21 protein-coding genes are annotated in these 20808 nt (G+C 52.0%); 10 read left to right on the top strand and 11 right to left on the bottom strand.

Going from position 1 to position 20808, the window contains the following annotated elements:
• Positions 1-20: 20 nt before the first annotated feature.
• Positions 21-2264 (bottom strand): heterodisulfide reductase-related iron-sulfur binding cluster, encoded by a 2244-nt coding sequence (locus AC2TDN_RS13300; RefSeq protein ID WP_484688320.1) that lies wholly within the window; start codon positions 2262-2264, stop codon positions 21-23.
• 235 nt (positions 2265-2499) lie between these two features.
• Between AC2TDN_RS13300 and AC2TDN_RS13295 the strand changes: the two genes are divergently transcribed.
• Positions 2500-3345 carry an electron transfer flavoprotein subunit beta/FixA family protein gene (locus AC2TDN_RS13295; protein WP_484688338.1) on the top strand — a complete coding sequence of 282 codons (846 nt, stop codon included), beginning with the start codon at positions 2500-2502 and terminating at the stop codon, positions 3343-3345.
• An 849-nt stretch (positions 3346-4194) separates the two neighbouring features.
• Positions 4195-5184 (top strand): electron transfer flavoprotein subunit alpha/FixB family protein, encoded by a 990-nt coding sequence (locus AC2TDN_RS13290; RefSeq protein ID WP_484688319.1) that lies wholly within the window; start codon positions 4195-4197, stop codon positions 5182-5184.
• A gap of 478 nt (positions 5185-5662) precedes the next feature.
• On the opposite strand, the gene AC2TDN_RS13285 is transcribed toward AC2TDN_RS13290, so the two are convergent.
• The 5 genes from AC2TDN_RS13285 to AC2TDN_RS13265 all read right to left on the bottom strand — a co-directional run bounded on the left by AC2TDN_RS13285 (position 5663) and on the right by AC2TDN_RS13265 (position 9035).
• Positions 5663-6334 (bottom strand): SOS response-associated peptidase, encoded by a 672-nt coding sequence (locus tag AC2TDN_RS13285; protein WP_484688318.1) that lies wholly within the window; start codon positions 6332-6334, stop codon positions 5663-5665.
• Positions 6335-6519: 185 nt separating this feature from the next.
• Positions 6520-7371 carry an AraC family transcriptional regulator gene (locus AC2TDN_RS13280; protein WP_482067737.1) on the bottom strand — a complete coding sequence of 284 codons (852 nt, stop codon included), beginning with the start codon at positions 7369-7371 and terminating at the stop codon, positions 6520-6522.
• A 96-nt stretch (positions 7372-7467) separates the two neighbouring features.
• Positions 7468-7704 carry a hypothetical protein gene (locus AC2TDN_RS13275; protein ID WP_484688317.1) on the bottom strand — a complete coding sequence of 79 codons (237 nt, stop codon included), beginning with the start codon at positions 7702-7704 and terminating at the stop codon, positions 7468-7470.
• A gap of 46 nt (positions 7705-7750) precedes the next feature.
• Positions 7751-8203, bottom strand: coding sequence for a flavodoxin (locus tag AC2TDN_RS13270; RefSeq protein WP_484688316.1), 453 nt, complete (start codon positions 8201-8203; stop codon positions 7751-7753).
• 31 nt (positions 8204-8234) lie between these two features.
• Positions 8235-9035, bottom strand: a complete 801-nt coding sequence (locus AC2TDN_RS13265; protein WP_484688315.1) for a hypothetical protein — start codon at positions 9033-9035, stop codon at positions 8235-8237.
• A gap of 489 nt (positions 9036-9524) precedes the next feature.
• Between AC2TDN_RS13265 and AC2TDN_RS13260 the strand changes: the two genes are divergently transcribed.
• Positions 9525-10388 carry an exosporium glycoprotein BclB-related protein gene (locus tag AC2TDN_RS13260; RefSeq protein WP_484688314.1) on the top strand — a complete coding sequence of 288 codons (864 nt, stop codon included), beginning with the start codon at positions 9525-9527 and terminating at the stop codon, positions 10386-10388.
• A gap of 90 nt (positions 10389-10478) precedes the next feature.
• On the opposite strand, the gene AC2TDN_RS13255 is transcribed toward AC2TDN_RS13260, so the two are convergent.
• Positions 10479-11069 carry a hypothetical protein gene (locus AC2TDN_RS13255; RefSeq protein ID WP_484688313.1) on the bottom strand — a complete coding sequence of 197 codons (591 nt, stop codon included), beginning with the start codon at positions 11067-11069 and terminating at the stop codon, positions 10479-10481.
• A gap of 117 nt (positions 11070-11186) precedes the next feature.
• On the opposite strand from AC2TDN_RS13255, the gene ilvA reads away from it, so the two are divergent.
• Positions 11187-12455: a threonine ammonia-lyase IlvA gene (ilvA, locus tag AC2TDN_RS13250; RefSeq protein WP_484688312.1), complete on the top strand. Its 1269-nt coding sequence runs from the start codon at positions 11187-11189 to the stop codon at positions 12453-12455.
• Positions 12456-12513: 58 nt separating this feature from the next.
• On the opposite strand, the gene AC2TDN_RS13245 is transcribed toward ilvA, so the two are convergent.
• On the bottom strand, positions 12514-13491 hold the full coding sequence (locus AC2TDN_RS13245; protein WP_484688311.1) for an aldo/keto reductase: 978 nt from the start codon (positions 13489-13491) through the stop codon (positions 12514-12516).
• A gap of 133 nt (positions 13492-13624) precedes the next feature.
• On the opposite strand from AC2TDN_RS13245, the gene AC2TDN_RS13240 reads away from it, so the two are divergent.
• From AC2TDN_RS13240 to AC2TDN_RS13215, 6 genes are all read left to right on the top strand, one after another.
• Positions 13625-14788 carry an MGDG synthase family glycosyltransferase gene (locus AC2TDN_RS13240; RefSeq protein ID WP_484688310.1) on the top strand — a complete coding sequence of 388 codons (1164 nt, stop codon included), beginning with the start codon at positions 13625-13627 and terminating at the stop codon, positions 14786-14788.
• Positions 14789-14807: 19 nt separating this feature from the next.
• Positions 14808-16001 (top strand): MFS transporter, encoded by a 1194-nt coding sequence (locus tag AC2TDN_RS13235; RefSeq protein ID WP_484688309.1) that lies wholly within the window; start codon positions 14808-14810, stop codon positions 15999-16001.
• 15 nt (positions 16002-16016) lie between these two features.
• Positions 16017-16625 (top strand): TVP38/TMEM64 family protein, encoded by a 609-nt coding sequence (locus tag AC2TDN_RS13230; RefSeq protein WP_484688308.1) that lies wholly within the window; start codon positions 16017-16019, stop codon positions 16623-16625.
• A gap of 11 nt (positions 16626-16636) precedes the next feature.
• Positions 16637-17005: a zinc ribbon domain-containing protein gene (locus tag AC2TDN_RS13225; RefSeq protein WP_484688307.1), complete on the top strand. Its 369-nt coding sequence runs from the start codon at positions 16637-16639 to the stop codon at positions 17003-17005.
• 106 nt (positions 17006-17111) lie between these two features.
• Positions 17112-17255 carry a hypothetical protein gene (locus AC2TDN_RS13220; protein WP_482067724.1) on the top strand — a complete coding sequence of 48 codons (144 nt, stop codon included), beginning with the start codon at positions 17112-17114 and terminating at the stop codon, positions 17253-17255.
• Positions 17256-17280: 25 nt separating this feature from the next.
• Entirely contained in the window at positions 17281-17580 is a 300-nt protein-coding gene (locus AC2TDN_RS13215; RefSeq protein WP_484688306.1) for a transposase, read from the top strand.
• 114 nt (positions 17581-17694) lie between these two features.
• Here the strand turns inward: AC2TDN_RS13215 and AC2TDN_RS13210 are convergent, their stop codons facing one another.
• From AC2TDN_RS13210 to AC2TDN_RS13200, 3 genes are all read right to left on the bottom strand, one after another.
• The gene (locus AC2TDN_RS13210; protein WP_484688305.1) at positions 17695-18759 is read right to left on the bottom strand and encodes an FUSC family protein; all 1065 of its coding nucleotides are present in this window, start codon (positions 18757-18759) and stop codon (positions 17695-17697) included.
• Positions 18756-19880 (bottom strand): DNA alkylation repair protein, encoded by a 1125-nt coding sequence (locus AC2TDN_RS13205; RefSeq protein WP_482067721.1) that lies wholly within the window; start codon positions 19878-19880, stop codon positions 18756-18758. Before AC2TDN_RS13205 ends, AC2TDN_RS13210 begins: the two co-directional genes overlap by 4 nt.
• 139 nt (positions 19881-20019) lie before the next feature.
• A complete protein-coding gene (locus AC2TDN_RS13200) occupies positions 20020-20787 on the bottom strand; it encodes a sporulation protein (RefSeq protein ID WP_484688304.1) in 768 nt (255 codons plus the stop codon).
• Between the last annotated feature and the right edge of the window lie 21 nt (positions 20788-20808).

The raw sequence follows: 20808 nt of genomic DNA, 5'->3' as shown, positions 1-20808 counted from the left end.
CAAACCAAATGACAGCTCGCTTACTCGCCAAATACGCTTTCAGCCAGCAGCTCCGCCACATCGCGTGCGATCACTTTCTCATCCGCAGACAATGCCTTTAGCCCATCCTCCATCATCGTGAGGCAGTACGGACAGGCCGAGCTGATGACAGACGGCTTCACCTCAAGCGCTTGCGCCGTTCTTGCATGGTTGACCCGCGTGCCCGAATGCTCCTCCATCCACATCAATCCGCCGCCCGCGCCGCAGCACATCCCGTTTGAGCGTGAGCGCTCCATTTCCTCAATCGTCACTCCCGGAATGGCTCTAAGCAGACTGCGCGGCGCCTCGTAGGTGTCGTTGTAGCGACCGAGATAACAGGAATCATGTACCGTCACGCGCTCGTCAATCGTATGCACCGGCTGCAGCGAGCCCTCCGCAAGCAAACGCGCAAGCAGCTCGGTATGATGCTCCACGACGATGTCCGGGCAGAAGCCAAAATCGGGATATTCATTTTTGAACGTGTTGTAGGTATGCGGGCAAGCAGTCACGATTTGCTTGACGTCATACTTGCTGAGCGTCTCTATGTTCTCGCGGCACAGCTCTTGAAAAAGCAGCTCGTTGCCGATCCGCCTTGCCGTATCGCCCGAGCTTTTCTCCTCATGGCCTAGTGTCGCGAAGCTGACTCCCGCTTGGTCAAGCAGCCGCACCACGTCGTACAAAACGCGGCGGCTCCGCATATCATAAGCACCCATTGAGCCGGCCCAAAGCAGGATGTCCGCCTGTTTGCCCTGCTGCTTCAGCTCCTGCATCGTTGCGACCCGTATGCCGGTGCGGCTCTCGCAATCGGCAATCCAAGCTGCCCGCTCAGCGCGCGGCAAGCCCCAAGGATTGCTCTGGCGCTCGATGTTCTGAAGCGCTCTCTGCCCGTCGGATGGCAGCCTGCCTTCCATCAATACCAGATAACGGCGCATATCGATGATTTTGTCGACATGCTCATTGCCGACTGGACACTGCTCCTCGCAATTGCGGCAGGTCGTGCATGCCCAAAGCTCCTCCTCGGTCAGCACCTCGCCGATCAGCTCCACCTCCTCCGGCTTTGCGCCTTCTCTCACGCTCCATGCACCTGCCTGCGCCGCCATCGTCGGCTCGATATTGGTCCCCCCCTCGGATTCTGTCTCCCATGCAGGAAGCACCGCTCCCATGACATGGGCGTAAGGGACATTTGTTTTGGATTGCCATATGCTCGCAGGCAGCCATGGCGACTTCGACGTAATAGCGGCGCCTTTTTCGGTCAAATGATCCCTTAGCTTCACGATCAGATGCATCGGAGACAGCAGCTTCCCGGTACTCGCAGCCGGGCAAACATGGGTACAGCGTCCGCACTCTACGCAGGCATACAAATCAAGCATCTGCTTTTGCGTAAAATGCTCCACCTTCCCCGCGCCGAAAGTTTCCGCCTCCTCGTCCTCCAAATTCAGCGGCGTAAGACGGCCAGGCGGCGTGCTGCGCCGGAACCACAGATTGACCGGAGCAGTCAGCAAATGAAAATGCTTCGACTGCGGCACATAAACGAGGAAGCCCAGCAGCACAAGCAGATGCAGCCACCAAAACAATTCAAATCCCGCATGGGCTGCCGCGCTTTGCGGCTGTACGCCCATGCTCTCGAGCAGCATAGCCAGCTGATTGCTTACCGGGGCATAGCTTGCTTCTACGATAGAGGCTCCATGCCCACTGGTCGCAGCCAGCCGCTCGAAGGCTAAAGACAAAAGAATAGTGAGCATTAAGGAGCCGATAAACCACATGACAAGCGACGGCTTCCAGCCCCTTTTTAACCGAGGAAGCCTTTCCCCATAACGACGAAATGCGCCATAAAGAACAGCAGCAAACACAAGCGTTACCGTCATCTCCTGCGTCAGCGAGAACCCGTTATAGTAGGGCAGCGGGAGCGGCACACCTTCGTTCAGCCCCTTCCAAATCAAGTCCACCGCGCCAAACTGAAGCACAATAAAGCCGTAAAAATAAACCAAATGCATGATTCCGCTGCGTACATCGTTCAGCAGCTTGCGATGGCCGAGCACTTGGCCGCTGAAGCTGGATTTGCTGTTTTTCGGCTCGCGTTGATACCGCTTAAACACCGTCGGAACCCCAAGCCGCATGTACAAGAGGCGCCTCTGCACAACAAGCACGAACATAGAAACAGCAATAAGCACAACCGCCGCAAACAATGTCCATCTTCCCCAGATCAGCCATTGATCGACCTGCTTTAACGCCAAATACGTTGGCATATGCCTCGCCCCCTCATATATGCCGGCTCATGGAACAAGCAGCTCTGCGCGAAGTAGTCGGACAAGCTTTAGAACGCTTTCAAAATAGCCGCGGTGCTCCATGTATATGAGCTTTTTGCGTTGAACATGCCGCTCGGAAGGCGAATGCGTACGGTCTATTCATTTGCCAATCGTCATATCGTAGCAATGATGGACGTGTTAACCAAATATCGAAATAAGTGAGGGAGCTTCTATGCTGAAAATAGTGGTGCTTCTCAAGCAAACGTTCGATACCGAGGAGAAAATCGTCGTAACGGAGACGGGTGTCGATGAATCAGAAGCCAAATTTGTCATTAATCCTTACGACGAGTATGCGCTGGAAGAGGCGCTTCGCCAGCGCGAGCAGCACGGCGGCGAGGTGATCGTCGTTACCTGCGGACCCGAGCGCTCGCAAGAGGCGCTCCGCACTGCGCTGGCAATTGGAGCGGATGAAGCGATACGGCTGGATAGCTCTGCCTTGTCAGATGACGGTACCTCCATCGCTGCCGCGCTGGCTGCCGTCATTGAGCCGCTCGCTCCCGATCTGCTGCTAGCTGGCTTATTCGCAGTCGATAGCGGCGCTGGAAGCGTGGCGCTTCAAGTGGCTGAGCGGCTTTCCTTGCCGCATGCCACCTCCGCTGTTAAGGTCACCATTGTTACTGCAGGCGAGCTAGGCGCACTGCCAGCGGCTGGCGTGCTTAGCGCTCCTGTAACGGTAACCGCTGAGCGCTACGCATTAGTCGAGCGCGATATCGAAGGCGATACGGAAACCGTATCAATCCCGCTGCCGGCGCTCATTACGGCGCAGCAGGGCCTCAACGAGCCGCGTTATCCGTCGCTGCCGGGCATTATGAAGGCAAAGCGCAAGCCGCTGCGCACCGTGCCGCTCGACGAGCTGACCGGCAGCGGCGCGCTCACAGCTGAAAGCGTTGCACCGCGCACCACCCGCTCGAAGCTGCTCCCGCCACCGCCGAGGGCAGCGGGCAAACGCATCCCCGGTGCTCCGGCGGAGCAAGCGAGCGCGCTTGTGTCGCTTTTGCGGGAAGAAGCTAAGCTTCTTTGAGGGTGTTGGTTGGAGAAGCGCAGCTTCTTTGGGGGTGTTGGTGGAGGAAGCGCAGCTTCTTTGAGGGTGTTGGTGGGAGAAGCGCAGCTTCTTAAACACTGAGCTCACCGCGTTGTATTTGCAACGGGGATGGTGGGGGTTTGATAGTGTTGGTGGATGCCAGAAAAAGTGCTCGCAGCAGATTCGTATGAAATACGGTCACGATGCTGAGTTAATTGGATGAAAGAGCGTAAGTTAGCAAAGCTACGTTGCAGTTTGTGCAATAGAATCGCATTCGGAGCTGAGTTTACTCATCTACACTGCAGTTTGTGCAGCAGAATCATCCATAGATGAGCTCTAGATGAGATGAGTGAACCATTCTATTGCAAAAGTGCAGCGTAGCCCGTGAATATGGCCCTGATGTGAGGTTTCTATTGTATAAACTGCAGTGTAGTGCTGGTTCGGAGCTCAAAGGCTGGGGAATGCGTTGCTGCGTAAGTCGCTATGCAGGAGTAATTGAAGGAACTAGTTAGTTAAGACATGCATGGCTGCGGCTTGCTATCGATATCATTGAATAGTTGAGTCTCTACCGTTTAGCATCAGTTCTAACCGTAGCAAGCTACTCGAAAATACTCATCCCATTCGCTCCTTATGTCTCTACGCGAGACGCAGGAGTAATTGAAGGAACTAGTTAGTTCTAGAAACAATTGAGGTCATCCAATAGTTGGTAGCAGTATTTGAAGTAATCAGTTCGTTCGCTGTAGAACGAGGTAACCCCGTTCGCTCATAGCAGCATTTAAGTAACTAGTTAGTTTATAGCAGTCACATCACGTTCTCAGTAATAAAGTTATGGGAAAGGAGCAGTATCCTATGTCCAAAACGATTCTCGTATTTGCAGAAAGCCGGGACGGCGCACTCCGCCGCGTAGCGCTGGAGGCACTCGGCGCAGCAAGGCGGCTTGCAGGCAAGGACGGCGCTGTCCATGCCGTCCTTGCCTGCTCCGGCGGCGCGGCGGAAGAAGCCGCCGCGCTTACCGCGCGGGGGGCGGACGTCGTGCATATCGCCGACGATCCTTCCCTCCGCGCCTTCGCGCCCGAGGCGTACATCGCCGCCCTTGGCGCAGCCATGGCTGCGGTGCAGCCGGACGCGCTGTTGCTCGGCCACACCGCTATGGGGCGCGAGCTCGCGCCCCGCGTGGCCGCGGCCCATGGCGCCGGCCACATCGCTGACGTCATCGCCATCGAGACAACGGATGGCGATGACGCCTTATTCATTCGCCCGCTCTACGCCGGCAAGGCGTTCGAGCGGCGCAGCTTCTTGCCGGGCCATCCGTGGGTCATCACGGTGCGCCCGAATAATTTGCCGGCGGCGGAGCCCTTGGACGCCGCCGACATTACGGGCACCGTTCAGGCTCTGCCGTTCACGGTGCCGCCGCTTTACACCGCCGTGCGCAGCCTTGTGCGCCGCACCGGCGGCCAGCTTGATCTCGCCGAAGCCGACATCGTCGTATCCGGCGGTCGAGGCGTGCGCAGCGCAGCAGGCTTCGAGCCGCTGCAAGCGATGGCCGCCGCGCTCGGCGGCGCTGTGGGCGCCTCGCGCGGCGCCTGCGATGCCGGCTACTGCGATTATGCGCTGCAAATCGGGCAAACCGGCAAGGTCGTTACTCCGCAGCTTTATATCGCCTGCGGCATCAGCGGTGCCATTCAGCATCTTGCCGGCATGAGCCAATCGCGCGTCATAGTCGCAATCAACAAAGACCCCGACGCTCCGATCTTCGGCGTTGCGGATTACGGCATCGTGGGTGATTTATTCGAGGTCGTGCCTCTGCTCACGACAGAGCTCCAACGCGCCCGCGTCTAGCTTTATTTTCTTACAATCAGTCATCATCCGAACTATGCCGAACCTATTTCATGTACCGTACACGCCCCTGCTGCCGCTGCATCAACGCCCGGCAGGGGACTCAAAAGGCTAATACTAAAGGTACCTGTAAACTCACATTTACTCTTATAGGCAACAAATCGTGCGTTTTGGTGAGCAGTAAGCACATACTTGCGCTTACTGCATCGATTAGCCGTACCAGAAATGTCTAAAGCTGCAATAAGCACGCATATGCTCTTATAGCCAACAAATCATATGTCTTGGCGAGCTGTAAGCGCATATTTGCTCTAAAAGCTTGCAGCAATAGACCAAAAAAACAAAAATGGCTGTACAGGTGTTAAGCCTGTTCAGCCATTTTTATTATTTTCGAGCTGCAACTGCAGAGGCAAGTCATTAATTTGTTATTTCCTTACTCCTTTTGGGACAACCCCATTAGCTCTCTCGGCTTATCCCTTCTTGCCTATGCGAAATCCGGACGGATCTCGCGGATGCAATCCGGCGACTCGTACAAATCATCATGCACCGCATTGGTTACAGGGTAGGCGCGCATGAGGTAGGAATCCATCGCTTCCAAATGCTTGCGCAGGCCGCTGAATTCCGTAATGCGCGGATTGAGCCAGTCCTCGATACCCTCCTCGTCCAAAATAACCGGAACCCGAGGCTGCCACACGGACAACGCACCTGTTGAAGCGGCGGTAATCATCGTGAAGGCACGCACTTCCTTGCCGCTCACATTTTTCCAGCAGTCATAGATGCCTGCGATGCCAAACAGCTGCTGACTCGGAACGATGATATGCATCGCCCGCGGGTCGCGCTCATTCCCGAACTGCTTTTGCCCAAAAAAACCGCTGCAAGGCAGCACGCATCTTTGTCTCCGCAGCATGCGCTCCAGAAAGGGCTTCTCTGAAAGCGTCATATGATCCGCATTAATCGCATCCTTCGCCCAAAAAGGGAACAGCCCCCATCTCGACTCCTGTATCGTTCTTTGATCAAACCGATCATTCATGACGATCGACACCGTCTGAGTCGGCGCCACATTAAACCGGTTCGTATGCCCCCGAATTACCTTGCCCACCTGAAACATCTCCACCATATCGCCTAATTCTGCCGTTAACGCAAACCGTTCAATCATCGCGACCACCCTTTTCACGTTGTTGAATCCAGTTTTTGTTAATGGGGCGAAAATTATGCAACGCTTTTGGTCAAAATGATCGAGTCAACAACAGTACAGCTAAGTCTCGTTTTCTTTCCCCGAACCCACTGCCCGCGAGCATTCTCACCAGCAGTGATATCGTCTTCACCTTCACCTAAACGGACTTACATTGTAAACCGTTTTCGGAATTTTAGCGGCGGCATGCCTGTGTGCGATGCGAACAGCCTAGAGAAATGCGGCGTTTGCCGGAAGCCGGTTTCCTCTGCTACCCGCGCAATCGTCCAATCCGTCTTAATAAGCAGCAGTTTGGCCTGATCGAGTCTGTAATATAGCAAATATTGCTGCGGCGTGCAATCAAATACCTCTGTCATGCAACGCGTAATATAGTTGGTATGCAGCTGCAGCACATCGCTAAGCATCGTGTTGCTGATTGGGCTGCGGTAATTCAGCTTCAAATACGCAGCCGCCCGCTCCGCAACCGAGACCGCTGCCTTAGCCGCATCCGAGCGCCAGCCCTCATCCAGCATTTGCAGCAAATGCAAAAACCGCTGCTGACGATCCCAGAACGCGCCATGCGACGAGCTCTTTGCTGCTTCATGCAGCTGCGAGAAAATAATTCTCGCTTCATCTGGATAGGTAAGTTTCATTTTTTTCGGCAGCCGAATCGCGTATGTATAGTAGTCGCCTCTCAGCGAGCCGCTTTGGTTGCCTTCCGTTTCCTCCCAAGCGCCCACCGTCTGAAAATGAATCCAATCAAACACGGTTTCCTCATCGCACGGACGAGTGGAATAGTGCCAGCGGTCCGGCCTTAGAATGAGCACATCGCCAGGCTCAAGCGTCCAGCGGTGATTATCCTCTGCTACATGCAGCGCTCCCTCATTGACAAACAATAAATCAAACACGCCTAGATTAGTCCGATTAGGATGCTCCTCGCCAGCGCGATAGGTTATTCGGTTTGATTCTATGAAAAACGGCAAAGGCGGTGATCGAAATGTAAGCAATAACTCCTCTGACAACCTAATCTCTCTCCTTATAATGTTTTGCGCTGCAAAACAGCTCCCATGTGTAAATATGCAAAAATCGACTTCAGCCCATCTTACTTGAAAACCGTTTCATTTGTCTACAACAAAACAAAGCCCCTCATTTTCGCACGGAAGCTTCTCAAAGGCGCTCATGCAAAATACCGACGTCATATGAAATAACAAATCGAGGGAATCCTGATCGGTATCAGTGACAAGCTTCTGCACAATGTAATCGTCAGCGGCGCCTTCTTTGTCGACGGAAACCAAATGAAAGATTTGCGATAGCTCCATATCCAGATCATCTACATAGGCTGTCTTGCTGCTCAAAAAATATAATCGGCATGCTCGGACATGAGCCGCCCTTCTCGCTGAATTATCCGGCAACCGCTGCAAGGCCGGCTATTTGACGACCTAAGCTTCTGCCCTGTTCTTTCTCTTCTTCCGATGGATTGTATTCAAATTTAATGCACTCGCCAGCGATCTCCGCGCCAAGCTCCTTCAGCTTCGCTTCAATAATATCCACAGCAGCGCAATAGATGGGGTAAGATGTGTCGCCAGATCCAAATACAGCCGCTTTCTTGCCGCTTAAATCCAGGGAATCCATCGCCTCATAGAAATCAAGAAACTCGTCCGGCAGCTCGCCGTCACCCCATGTATACGCACCAATGATGATGCCGTCATAATCGCTAAGCTCCTCAGCGCTCGCATCGAATGCTTCCTTAGACACAACCTCCGCGCCCGCTTCCTTTGCTCCCTCTGCAATAGCCTCAGCCATTTCTTCCGTATTCCCTGTCATGCTCGCATATACGACAAGTACTTTTGGCATCTGCAATTCCTCCGCTTCCTTTTTCTTAGTCTTATACACTTACCGTCTGAATGCCTTGAAAAAGCGTAGCCATGTACAGATTGCCGCCCTGCATGTCGATATCGGTTACCGGGCAGCCCAGTTTAACGGACAGCAGCGTGACTTGATTGCATAGATAAGCAAGCTGGAATAGTCCGCGATCTGTGCATACATAGATGTCATTCCCCTTGGCCAGCACGGAAAAAATAAACGGCTTGCCGAAGCGCACCCGGTCAAACCTGCCTTTCTTGTCTCCGACAAGGAGCTCTCCTTGCTCGCTCGCACCGATCAAATGGCCTTTGAACACCGCTAAGCTCGTGACGCTTGTTTCCAGCTCAAAATGCGCCCAATCATCCATAAAGCGATCATAAAGCGAGACTCCGCTATCATGCGCAATGATTAGATATTGAGGCAGATTAATAAAATCATAAACTCGCTTGTCGTTGCAGGCAATTTGCTCCCATTCGGAGCTTGCCTTGGACCAGAGCCCGTATTCCGTGGCAGCGTAGCTGCTTCTGCCAATTTTGCGATATTGATAGCATGGAATCGTCAAGCCGTCATTCTCCCACGCATCTCCATTCCATTCATATAAGCCGCTGCTCGTGCAGGCGTGCAGCAGCTCATGCTGAAGCTGCAGCCGGTTTACGTTAGCCTGCTCTTCCAGCCCATGATTGAGCTTCCTCCAATTGCTCTCCGCATCGATTTGATAAATACCGTGGCCGACTGAAGCCGCGAACAAGCAGTCGGATCCCGCCTTTACCGATGAGAAGGGAAAGAGCATCCAATTCCATGGCTTGCTTGTTTCAGTCTGCATTTCTCTAGCTCCTTCCGAAAAATATCACTTAATCGTATAGCGTAATGCAGCATTATTGTTTTATATTTTTGCTCCTGTGCTCCGGCAATTGAACCGTTTGGGACCGTTTTTGATGCGCAGATCCCTTGATCCGCTGCTTCCAATTGTCTTCCTTTTGCAACAGGAACGCTGATTTGCTTTTTTTTAGAACCATCTCATAAAGCAAGCCCACATGCTCTGCCTCCCGCTATATGTGAATATGCATTCATTTAAGTGATAATGATTATCACTTTCGTAATTATGATAACCATTCTCAACTGTGATGTCAAATCATTTATAACAGCCTCTCGTTATGTCATTCTCTGATTGGCGTGATCCTTATCCTAAAGACAAATAGCTTCCCTACAAACGTACATTTAAGCAAATATAGATGAAGGTCTATGACTATAACGGATACATACCCAATCAATAGATAGAGTACAAACGTAGAATAAGGCAAATACCAAGGAGGTGCTTTCGCTGAATTATTCAAACAAGAAACGTTGCGTCAAAAAACCTGTTTCATGCTGCAGTCCAAAAGGTAAGAAAGATGGGGATAAAGTTATCATCGTCAAAAAGGAGCTTATCGTAAAAGCTCCGAGAGGTGAAAATGGTCGTAGAGGAAGCTCAGGACGCAGAGGACCTCAAGGTCCGGTCGGCCCTGCGGGTCCATACACAGTAGGAGGAACTGGTCCTGCTGGTCCTGCTGGTCCTGTCGGCCCTGCTGGAGCTGCCGGAGCTGTTGGTGCCGCTGGTGCTGTTGGAGCAGTAGGCCCTGCCGGGGCTACTGGCGCAACTGGCGCAACTGGTCCTGCTTCCGGTGGAGCAATCATTCCTTTTGCATCAGGAGCACCTATTACCGCAACTACTCTAGTAGGCGGTTTAGTCGGTACAGTAAGTCTAGTCGGCTTCGGTTCCTCTCTTCCTGGCGTTGCACTGACAGGTACTTCCATCGACCTTTCAGGCACTGCGCTTGGACCGGTGCTTGACTTTGCCTTCTCCGTTCCTCGCGATGGACTGATAGATTCGCTTTCCGCCTTCTTCAGCAACACAGCAACGGTTAACTTGCTTACTTCAACGGTTACCCTTACGGCACAATTGTACAGCGCTCCATTGGGCAGCAATACCTTCAGCCCAGTAGCTGGCGCCGCTGTAACATTTGCACCGATTACAGGCCTCCTTGCTCTAGGTGAGACAAGAACCGGTACTACTCCTTTAGCTATCCCAGTAACCACGGGAACCCGTCTCCTCTTGGTATATTCCGCTGATACAGCCGATCTTGCCCTTGCTGCTGCCGTAGTAGGTTATGCTAGCGCAGGCTTATCTATCATCTAATAAACGAGTCATAGATAGTAAGATTTAATAACCAAAAAACCGTCCCTTCACAAGGACGGTTTTTTGGCTCTTTCAAATGATAAGTCTCTGTCATAACCGTAATTGCAAACTCACCTTGAACTGTATATTAATCCGATCGTTCTCAAACTGAACGTCTTTTACCGTTACGATGTCCTGAGCCGGCAAATCCAGCGGTATGATGATCGTCTCCAGCATAGAGATCGGCAAAGCCATTTCCTTTATAGATAGCGACTGAGGTCTAAGCGTAATGCTCGGCGACTGCCACTCTAGCGAATATACCGCATGAAGCTCAGCTGGAATACGGTCCTTATAGGTTACATTCATGCGAGCGATAAGCTTATCCTCCTCCAGCTCGAATACGGCGCCATCCAGACGAATATCCTTTGCAAGCTCCAAGTAAGACCCGCCTGCTCCCTCGGCCGCATACTTGCTTTTCATATTCATTTTTATCAAATGGTTGATATCCTCTTCCGTGAGGACGAGCTCAGGCTTTAATTTGCGGACCATAGCCAGCGCCTTCTCTTTCACATCGATAGGCGCGTAGCTCATGTCCAGCTTCTCGTCCGGCGCTATATAGGAAAGCAGCCACCACAGCGCGCCGCCTAGCAGCAATATAATAATTATGATAGCCGTCACAAATCGTTTCAGTATTTTCCCCAATTCGGTCCCTCCTCCATTTCGAAATAAACGATATTCCCATACGTCAACATGCATTGATAGTGCTATAATAGATCAAATAATCTATGCTGCTTCCGAAAACTGAGAGGATGGTCACCTGTGAACACGAACAACGTTCCATTACACCGCATTGGGCTTGAAGAAATCGTTCAAGCGCAAATGCATTTAAAGGATGTCATTACGCGTACACCGCTCCAACATAACCGTGTGCTGTCCGAGCGATACGATTGCAATGTACTGCTGAAACGAGAGGATCTGCAAATCGTTCGCTCCTTCAAAATACGCGGCGCCTTCCATCTCATGCGCTCTCTTCCGCCAGAGACTTTGTCGAGGGGCGTTGTCTGCGCGAGCGCCGGCAACCATGCGCAAGGGGTAGCCTACTCCTGCCAAACGCTCGGAATCCCCGGCAAAATATATATGCCAAGCACGACTCCACGTCAAAAGGTAACGCAGGTAAACTTCTTTGGCGGATCATACGTGGAGGTCATCCTAACAGGCGACACCTTCGATGATGCCTATGACGAGGCCGTTGCCGAGAGCAACCGCAGCGGTATGGCCTTCATTCACCCCTTCGACGATCCAAAAATCATCGCTGGAAATGGAACGGTCGGCCAAGAAGTAATGGAAGCGGCTGAATCCGTACCCGACTTCGTGTTCGTAACCGTCGGCGGCGGCGGACTTGCAGCCGGAGTCTCCTCCTATGTCAAAATCGTCTCTCCTGCAACCAAGGTCATCGGTGTTGAACCGGAAGGAGCACAATCATTACGAGCATCCCTTGATGCAGGCCAAGTCACGCCTCTTGATCAAATCGACAAGTTCGTGGACGGCGCAGCCGTCAAGCGTATCGGCGATATGACGTTTGAGCTTTGCAAAGACCTGCTGGACGATGTGATCGCCGTACCTGAAGGAAAAGTATGTACAACTATGCTAGATTTGTACAACGAGAATGCGATTGTCGCCGAGCCGGCAGGTGCGCTGCCCATTGCGGCGCTTGAAGCCTACCGCGAGCAGATCCAAGGCAAGACGGTCGTCTGCATTGTGAGCGGCGGCAACAACGATGTTGACCGCATGCAGGAAATCAAGGAGCGGTCCCTCATTTACGAGGGCTATAAGCATTACTTTATGGTCAGCTTCCCTCAACGCGCCGGCGCGCTTCGGGAATTTCTCGACCAGGTGCTTGGGCCAAATGATGATATAACGCGCTTCGAATATACGAAAAAATCGAACAAGGATAATGGCCCCGCACTCGTCGGCATTGAGCTCACGCACCGGGAAGACTATGATCCGCTCGTCGAGCGCATGACGAAGAAGGGCTTTCAATTTCTAGAGCTTAACAAGGACCCTGTCTTATTCAACTTATTGATTTGATTATATCCAAAATAGCATTCGCCCCGTTTCCAGTTCAGGAAACGGGGCGATTTTTCTTTTACCAGGCGTATGCGCGAGGTGCATCCCCGCCAGGGCCAGGGAATATTTCATCGATGCGCTTCAGCGCCGATTCGTCCAAGGAGATCTCGACTGCGCGAAGCGAGCGCTCGAACTGATCCAAGGTGCGGACTCCGATGATCGGAGCCGTAACGGCCGGATTTGCGAGCAGCCAAGCAAGCGATACAAGATCCTCCGGCTCGCCAAGCTCGTCGCAGAACGCAGCATAAGCATCCAGCTGTTCACGGTGCTGCTCGAGCCGCTTGGCATCTCCGCTTCGGCGGCCTCCGTCCTTCCGGCGGTGGTTGCCCGCAAGCAATCCGCCATCAAGCGGACTCCACGGAATAACGCCGAGACCTAATTCCTTCGAGGCTGGCAGCACTTCAAGCTCCGGCAGACGGCATAGCAGATTGTATTTATGCTGCTCGGACACTAGCCCAATCGAGCCTCTTGCCTTCGCTTCGCCCTGCGCAACCGCGATATCCCAGCCCGCAAAGTTGCTTGAGCCTATGTAGCCGACTTTGCCTTGCGATACGGCTGTCTCGAATGCTCCCCACAGCTCGCTCCAGTTCACGCTTCGATCCACGTGATGCATTTGGTACAGCTCAATATGATCCGTTTGAAGCCGTTTGAGCGAGCCTTCCAAATGTCTGCGGATTTTATAGGCGGATAAGCCTGCCTCACGGTTAGGCCCGTCATGGGCATCATTCATGTCTCCATACACTTTAGTAGCTAGTACGGTACGCTCGCGGCGGCCGTCGCCTTGTTGAAACCATTTGCCGATGATTTCTTCGGTCCGGCCTGCATTTTCGCCCCAGCCGTAAATGTTCGCGGTATCTATAAAATTAATGCCTGCATCCAAAGCAGCATCTAAAATACGAAATGATTCCTTCTCATCGGTATCCACGCCAAAATTCATCGTACCCAGACATAATCGACTGACTCGAAGCCCAGATCTGCCTAGTTTTGTGTATTGCACGCTAATCATCGCTCCTTCAATTTTGAAATAGGATGGATTACGTATTCATTATACAAAAATAACACAAAGTAACCAAACTGCGTTCATATTCGCTTTACAATCGTCCGCTAAACTAACGGAAGGAGGTGTACACATGATAGTGTTCAATAATAATCCACAGCCAAAATTGCTAATTTTGTACGCATCTTATGGGGAAGGTCATTTGCAGGTTGCTCACGCGATTAAGAGCGCGCTTGAGGAACAAGGAAATTATCGTACCGTAATGGTTGATTTAATGGCAGAGTCGCATCCATGGCTGAACGAGGTAACACGTAAATTTTACCTAAAGAGCTATACGCATATGCCCTCACTCTACGGCTGGATGTATGACTTTACAAGACTGATGAAGCATGACTCGTTATTCGGCGGCTTGCTTCACTCCTTCGGAAGAGACAAGATCCGTCGCATCCTCAGGGTGGAGCAGCCGGATATCGTCATGCACACCTTTCCAAGCTTCGCCCTGCCGGAAATGAAGCGGCGCAAGGATTATCACCCGCCCTCCTATGCCGTTATTACCGACTTCGATCTGCATGGACGCTGGGTACATCCGAGCATTGAGCGCTACTACGTTGCAACGGAGGATTTGAAGCATGAGCTTACGCATCTCGGCATTCCAAGCAGCTCCATTCAAGTGAGCGGCATCCCCCTTAAGCGCGGCTTCCGCGCAACAACAGCATCGATCGAGCTCTACGAGCGCTATAATTTGAATCCCAATAAACCTGTCATTCTCATCATGGCTGGCGCGCAAGGCGTAATGCCTGACGTATCCCAAATTTGCAGCGGATTACTGGAAGACGATCACGTACAGGTCGCTCTTGTGTGCGGACGCAATCACCTCTTGAAAGAAACGATTGAAAAGCAATTCCAGGCTCATAGCGGAGCCTCGCGCCTTCATGTTTACGGCTACATTGATCCTATCCATGAGCTGATGGCACTTTCGGATTGCCTCATAACGAAGCCAGGCGGCGTTACGCTCTCAGAAGCTATCGCAGCAGGACTCCCGATTTTCATCTACCGACCGGTCCCGGGTCAAGAAAAACAAAACGCGCTGTATCTCAAATCCAAAGGCGCGGCTATTTTAGCGAGTGAAGCGAATGAGCTGACGGAACAAATTTTGAAACTTGTGCATGATCCGTTACGTCTTACAAATAGCAAGCTGTCCACCAAGCAGCTTCAAGCCTCGCAGGCCGCAGCCGACAGCATTGTTTTGGATATGCTATCCAATTTGCGTATAATGGAGAGAACAGCGACTTTATAAATGGATAAGGAGCTTGTCCTTGCGTACAAATCAGAGCAGTTGGTTTGGAGCGGAGATGCGACTCATCTCCGTTATTTTGTTCATTGTAGAGTTTGTAAGAGGCGCTGTGCTCGTTAGCTTATTGCCTATTTATGGCGCCAAAACATTAGGGCTTTCACCCGATATAATCGGAGCTGCCATATCTGCACACTATGTTACCGATACGCTGCTTAAGATGGCCATCGGCTATTTGCTCGATCGCTTCTCGATTCGCATCGTCGTGCAAGCGGGGCTCGTTATATCCCTTATCGGCGTTTATTTGCTCCAATTTGCTGAGATTCCATGGATGTTCATCGGAACAGCAGCCTTATATGGCATCGGCATGTCGCCGATTTGGATCGTTTGCCTAACGAAGGTAACCAAGCAGCAGCGCGCTACCCAAATGGGAGTCCTTTATACGATATGGATGATAGGACTTGGGAGCGGGCCGATTGTATGTAATATTCTGCTCGACTTCAGCGTATCGTTTACGTACAAGCTGCTTGTCAGCATGTCCGTCGCTGCATGCCTCCTAACGATCTTCATGAGCAAAGAGAGGGCTGATACGCCAATCCGAATGCCGTTCCGCAAGCAGCTCAACATTCTGAAAGGCAGGCTAAGCAAAATGAGGCTGCTGCTTCCAGGCATGATTTTGCAAACGACGGGTGCCAGCATGCTCGTTCCCATATTGCCGAGCTTTGCTGATCAGGAGCTTGGACTCACTGGAACGCAGTACTCGATACTCCTTACGGTAGGCGGGATTTGCGCTGCAGCCGGACTTATCCCAATGGGCAAGCTTTCCGATGTAATTGGCGGCAAAAAATGGTTTCTCGTTATCGGCTTCTGCATATTTGCTATCAGCCTATACATGCTGGCCTCCGGCTTGACGTTCTGGTATTGTTTACTTATAGCAATTGCTTTAGGTTTGTCTTATTCCGCTATTTTGCCCGCTTGGAATGCACTTCTGGCCACCTATGTTCCTCCTAAGCAGGAAGGCCTTGGCTGGGGCATTTTGTCTACCGTCGAGGGCGTCGGCGTCATGATTGGTCCAATTGTAGGCGGCATGATCGCCGCTTGGAACGGAGAAATTGCCGTCTTTTGGATAAGCGCTGTTCTTTTTGGTGCGATCGGATTATTTTATTTATGGTTCCCTTTTGAGTCGTTTGCTACAAATGAAAAAGCTACAAATAAGTAGATCGGGGTTAAATCTATGGATGATTGGCGCAATTGGCTGGAATACATAAAGCATTTGGATCTCGATTCTATTCAATGGACGCTGCAAAGCTATTCACAGTGGGGCCCTTTGCCCGGCATTTTGCTTCCCTTGATTGAATCATTCCTCCCTTTCCTTCCGTTAATTCTTATCATCGCTGCTAATGCCAACATATACGGCCTTGGCTTTGGGTTTCTATTCTCATGGATAGGCGTAACCGCTGGCGCTGTAACCGTATTTTGGATTAGCCGTACGCTTGGCCGCAACGTCAAGGGCAGGCTTGAGAAACGTTTTCCGAAGTCGGAACGTTTTTTTAATTGGGTCGAGCGCAAAGGCTTCACGCCGCTGTTTCTGCTCGCTTGCTTTCCCTTCACCCCCTCCGTCGTCATTACAGTTGTCTCCGGCCTAAGCAAAGTTCCTTTTCACACCTTTCTGCTTGCCACTTTGCTTGGGAAGGCCGTTATGATATTTTGCATCTCGCTGATCAGCTTCGATATCGGCAATCTGGTCGATGAGCCTTGGCGTATTTTTGTCTCGATTACAGCTGTGCTGGTCATGTGGTTCGGAGGCAAGCGCCTCGAGTCGCGTTATCAGGTGAATGGGTGAGGTGAGCGCGCGTGATCGCTTGGAGCATATTGATCGGCCGGGCGGCGCTTGCAGCGCCGCTCTTCTTTACTTGGTTTGACGCTTTGGCAACCGCCATTGTGCTTATTGTTGCTGGCGCACTGCTGGCCGGCATGTTCATGTTCATTAGAATCGCCTCTGACGATTCTGACCGGTACAAGGAGCTCAAGGAAATGGTCGAGACCATCTTCGGCACTCCTGCCCATCTGCGTCCACACCTAGACGACCATTCCGCCAAGGATAGCCCCACATCCGAAAGAAATGCAGCAGCAGCCGCTTTCTCCGAGCCTTGTCCAGCTTGCAGCGAAACAGTCACGGAGCGTGATTCCATTTGTCCCTCCTGCGGACTTCAACTATTATAGCCCTCCCTCATTTTCGTTAACTGGACTCATACTTTCCCTCCATTTGTGGCACACTGTTGAGGATCTTCTTGTGAAGACAACGATGATTCCTCAGGAGGGTAACCACATGTCAGGAGAACAGCCATCCGATCAGCAGAAAGCGGCAAGCAAAGCGCAATCAAAAGCCGACCGCAATCAAGCCAGCAAAGAATCAGCCAGCGAGCAGCAGTCAAATGCCGATCGCGCAGCGGTGCCGAAGCACGGATTATAAGCATAGGAAGGTTGGTTGACACCATATGAGCAATCCAGATAACCATCATGAGATGAATCCCATGTCAGGCGAACCGGTTGAAGTCAAGGGCACCTACCGAAACGAATGGGGCCGCGAGGAACAGCTCGAACGCGGGGACATATTCCCGGCAGACCCTATGCTTGGAACGACAGAATGGCAGTTGGTCGAGCTCTTCTTCAATAACCATCATCAAGGGCACACCGACCCACGATTGGTGCCGCATGATGATGACGATAATCCAGAAGCGCATATGCAGCATCCTCGCCGTCACGAGGGCAGCAACAAAACGGACGACGATCAATAAATATTTTGCTTGATTCCTTAATAGCAAACAAAACAGCAGGCTGGAGCTCCCAATAGCGACGCTCCGGCCTGCTGTTATGTTATCGTTCTATAGCTGTGACGGTCATGCGAAGCCTCATTGCTTCTCAGCAGCCTCCGATTCATCAGCGCCGCGCTTCGGTTTCTCCTCGCGCTGCTGCACCTGATCGAGAAGCTTCTCTAATCGACGCAGATGGTACGCATATTCGAATAGCCCAGAAGCGACAAAGACGAGGCGCTTATGCTCATCCAGATCATCCATGATGTATGCCGTTAAATCATTTACGAACCGCGCTTCACGCTCTTCCTCCGGCTCGATTTGCGCATTCGGCTTCATTTTATCCTCTGCCTTGAGCAAAATTTGCTCGTGATACTTTGATAATTCCTCAATTTGCCGATCGAAGCGCAGCGCCCACTCTCCCGCGCTTGGCGAAGCAAAATAATGCTCCTCCACGACATCAAGAAGATCGGCCCCTTTTTGCAGCGTCTTGATCATTTGCTTGGACACAAGCAGCTGCCTGGCATGACTTGTCCTCGCCCTTGCAAGCACTTTGCGCTCCTCTTCGAATACGGCATGGCGCTCCTCCAGCTTCCTCAGCGTCACGTGAAGCTTATCCTTCTCCTGACGGAATACCTGCTCCTTCATCTCATTGGAAATAGCCGTTCGCAGGAGCAAAGAGAGCTGTGAGTAGGCCTGGTGCACCTGCTCGGTGAACTGCTTCCTAGGGCGCGGCGGGAATACGAGCACGTTGACAAAGAATGACGCTCCGATACCGGTAAGAACCATCAATATCCGCCCAATCGCTACATCCCAGCCCTGTCCATTCGCTTCCATGATCGCGACGACCGTCACAAGCGTCAGGCTAATTGTGCTTTCCATCTTCAAGCGAATGCTGATCAGAATGACTAGAATACAGACAAGGCCCGCCGCAATTGGCGTATGTCCGAACAACCGAACGGCTATGATAGCAATGAAGGCACCAAGGAGATTCGTTTGCACCTGATCCGCAACGCGCTGCCATGACCTATAAATCGATGGCTGAATCGTAAAAATAGCTGCAACGGCAGCAATGAGCGGGGATGCGAAGCCAAACAAGCTGCTTAAGTAGATCGCTAACGCGACAGCCATCCCCGTTTTCAATACTCTGGCACCAATCGTCATGTTGCTTCAGCCTCCATCACAAGCAGCTCGGAATCGGCCGCCTCTTTCCCATTTACCCATAACGTGAAGCGGTGAAGCCCGCTATAATGCTTGCGCGTCGATAGGTCCGCAAAGCGATGTACTCTTGTACCCGATGCGGAAGCGCCTCCAGCGTACTCGCGATCCGAGAGCAAAAACCGCTTCAACGAAGTTTTTCCGCCAGACTTCACGAAGTCAATGCCATATTCGATTCGAAGCTTTGCAGGCTCGCCTTCCCGCAGCTGCACACGATAACGTAAAGAAACCTCGCCTCCGATCGCAACCGAACCGGGTTCTACCTCTAATGCGGCTGCGGTTACGAGCGGGAGCGCATCTTCCTCCGTCTCATTTTTGGCATAACCGAACAAGGCCATAATCTGCGGATTGGATTGCTTAATGAGCGTGCGGCAGCCATGCCGGATAATCCAATCCGTCCTCACATCCTCGCCGCTCCAAGCTGCAGCAAGCTGGGTAACAAGCTCCGGATGATCCTTCGCGATATCATTCAAATTGTTCGCCACGCTCTTGCGTACGTAGAGAGAAGGATCGCGCTTTAGCTTGTCCAAAATAGGAATAATCGGCGATGGATCGCGCTTAAAGAGCGGCAGCGCCTGCGCCCATGGCAGTCGCGGTCTAATGCCTTCACTCGCAAGCCGTCTAACATGCTCATTCGGATGGTCTGCCCATTCGAGCATTTCCCGAGCCAAACGCTTTGGATCGCTCAGAATAAAAGCTCGTATGGCGAATTCTGAGGTTGAACGCGCTGTAAAACGTTTCAGCGCAGCTAGCGATAGCTCCCAGTGCTGCGGTTTCATTCCGAATACTTCCACGAAATCCGGAAAAAACAAATACGGCAGCCCCGTACATTTTTCATCTATTTGATATAAAACAGCGAGCGCCTCTTCATAGGATTGCGGCAATGAGGCACCCAGCGCTTCTGTTATTTTCCGCGATCGCGCCTTGAGCTCAAGCTGCTCCCAGTTGCCGTCCCTTACGCGCTCGACGAATAGAGCCTCGTCAAACGGACGCCATGCTGTTTTCACCAAGCTTGCAAATTGTTCTAGAAATAAGCCGTCATACATTGCTTTAAGCGGTTCTGCCAACGTAAATCCCTCCTTCAGCTATTATACCGAAAAAAACCATTTGTTCACTACCGCTTGCTTAACCTGCATGTACAAACAAAAACAGCCCAGAAATGCTCCTGCAGAGCACTCCCGAGCTGCCTTCTATTCGCTGGCCTTCTTAAGCATAACGCGAAATAATGTCGGACAGCTGATGGGCGATCGCATTGGATCCTGCTGCCAGCTGTTCATTCGTAAAGCGAGTGCGAACGAAAGACTCATCCATATCCATCGCCTCTGCAAAAAAGCTGGATAAGCCGCGCGCACGCCGATCGATCTGCAGCACCAGCTCCAGCTCGCGATCTGACGGATAGAACATAACCTCAAGCTCATCCAGCTGCCCGCGGAACTGCGTGGTCGGTACGAACTCAAGCTCTTGGACAAATGGCATTTTGCCGCCAAGACGCGAGGAATACTCGCATTCCGCCTTGCGCAATCGGAAGCCCAGCAGATTCAGCGCCTCCAGCACCGTATTCATTGGAGCGGAAGGAACGACCTCGATGCGGTCATTGTCGCCAGGATCAACACCGCCGCGAACGTCCAGCTCCGTCTTCACCCATACGGGTGCGCGTCCAATCGTAAGCGGGGTTTGATGCGGAAGCTGGAAGGAAAAAGGAACCTCGCGGCTTTCGCCTGCTTGCAGCGTGAAAGGCGCACTGACATGGTAGCGGCCTACCGAACCGTGCTGAGTTATTTTTGTATCATTGCTCTCGCGTATATATTCGGTCATGACAGACAATTGTATCGTTTCGATACGCTGCTCCACGTTGCCGCCTTGAATCTTCACAATGCCGCGAACCTCATCACCGGGTGCATAGCGAGCCTTCTCTAATACTGTATCAATCTTCGCTGAGCCAATACCGATACTCGCCAAAAAACGATTAAACATCTAATCAACCCCCACTTAAAA

Source organism: Paenibacillus sp. Y660, assembly GCF_057221575.1.
Note: the sequence above shows the minus strand (reverse complement) of the source record. Positions and strands in the feature narration are given on the sequence as shown.

Excerpts from the sequence above, each read along its gene's own strand:
- AC2TDN_RS13220 (WP_482067724.1), top strand. The coding sequence starts at position 17,112 with ATGTCAGGAGAACAGCCATCCGATCAGCAGAAAGCGGCAAGCAAAGCG.
- AC2TDN_RS13230 (WP_484688308.1), top strand. The coding sequence starts at position 16,017 with ATGGATGATTGGCGCAATTGGCTGGAATACATAAAGCATTTGGATCTC.
- AC2TDN_RS13265 (WP_484688315.1), bottom strand. The coding sequence starts at position 9,035 with ATGCAGACTGAAACAAGCAAGCCATGGAATTGGATGCTCTTTCCCTTC.
- AC2TDN_RS13290 (WP_484688319.1), top strand. The coding sequence starts at position 4,195 with ATGTCCAAAACGATTCTCGTATTTGCAGAAAGCCGGGACGGCGCACTC.
- AC2TDN_RS13300 (WP_484688320.1), bottom strand. The coding sequence starts at position 2,264 with ATGCCAACGTATTTGGCGTTAAAGCAGGTCGATCAATGGCTGATCTGG.
- AC2TDN_RS13285 (WP_484688318.1), bottom strand. The coding sequence starts at position 6,334 with ATGATTGAACGGTTTGCGTTAACGGCAGAATTAGGCGATATGGTGGAG.
- AC2TDN_RS13215 (WP_484688306.1), top strand. The coding sequence starts at position 17,281 with ATGAGCAATCCAGATAACCATCATGAGATGAATCCCATGTCAGGCGAA.
- AC2TDN_RS13200 (WP_484688304.1), bottom strand. The coding sequence starts at position 20,787 with ATGTTTAATCGTTTTTTGGCGAGTATCGGTATTGGCTCAGCGAAGATT.
- AC2TDN_RS13210 (WP_484688305.1), bottom strand. The coding sequence starts at position 18,759 with ATGACGATTGGTGCCAGAGTATTGAAAACGGGGATGGCTGTCGCGTTA.
- AC2TDN_RS13270 (WP_484688316.1), bottom strand. The coding sequence starts at position 8,203 with ATGCCAAAAGTACTTGTCGTATATGCGAGCATGACAGGGAATACGGAA.
- AC2TDN_RS13240 (WP_484688310.1), top strand. The coding sequence starts at position 13,625 with ATGATAGTGTTCAATAATAATCCACAGCCAAAATTGCTAATTTTGTAC.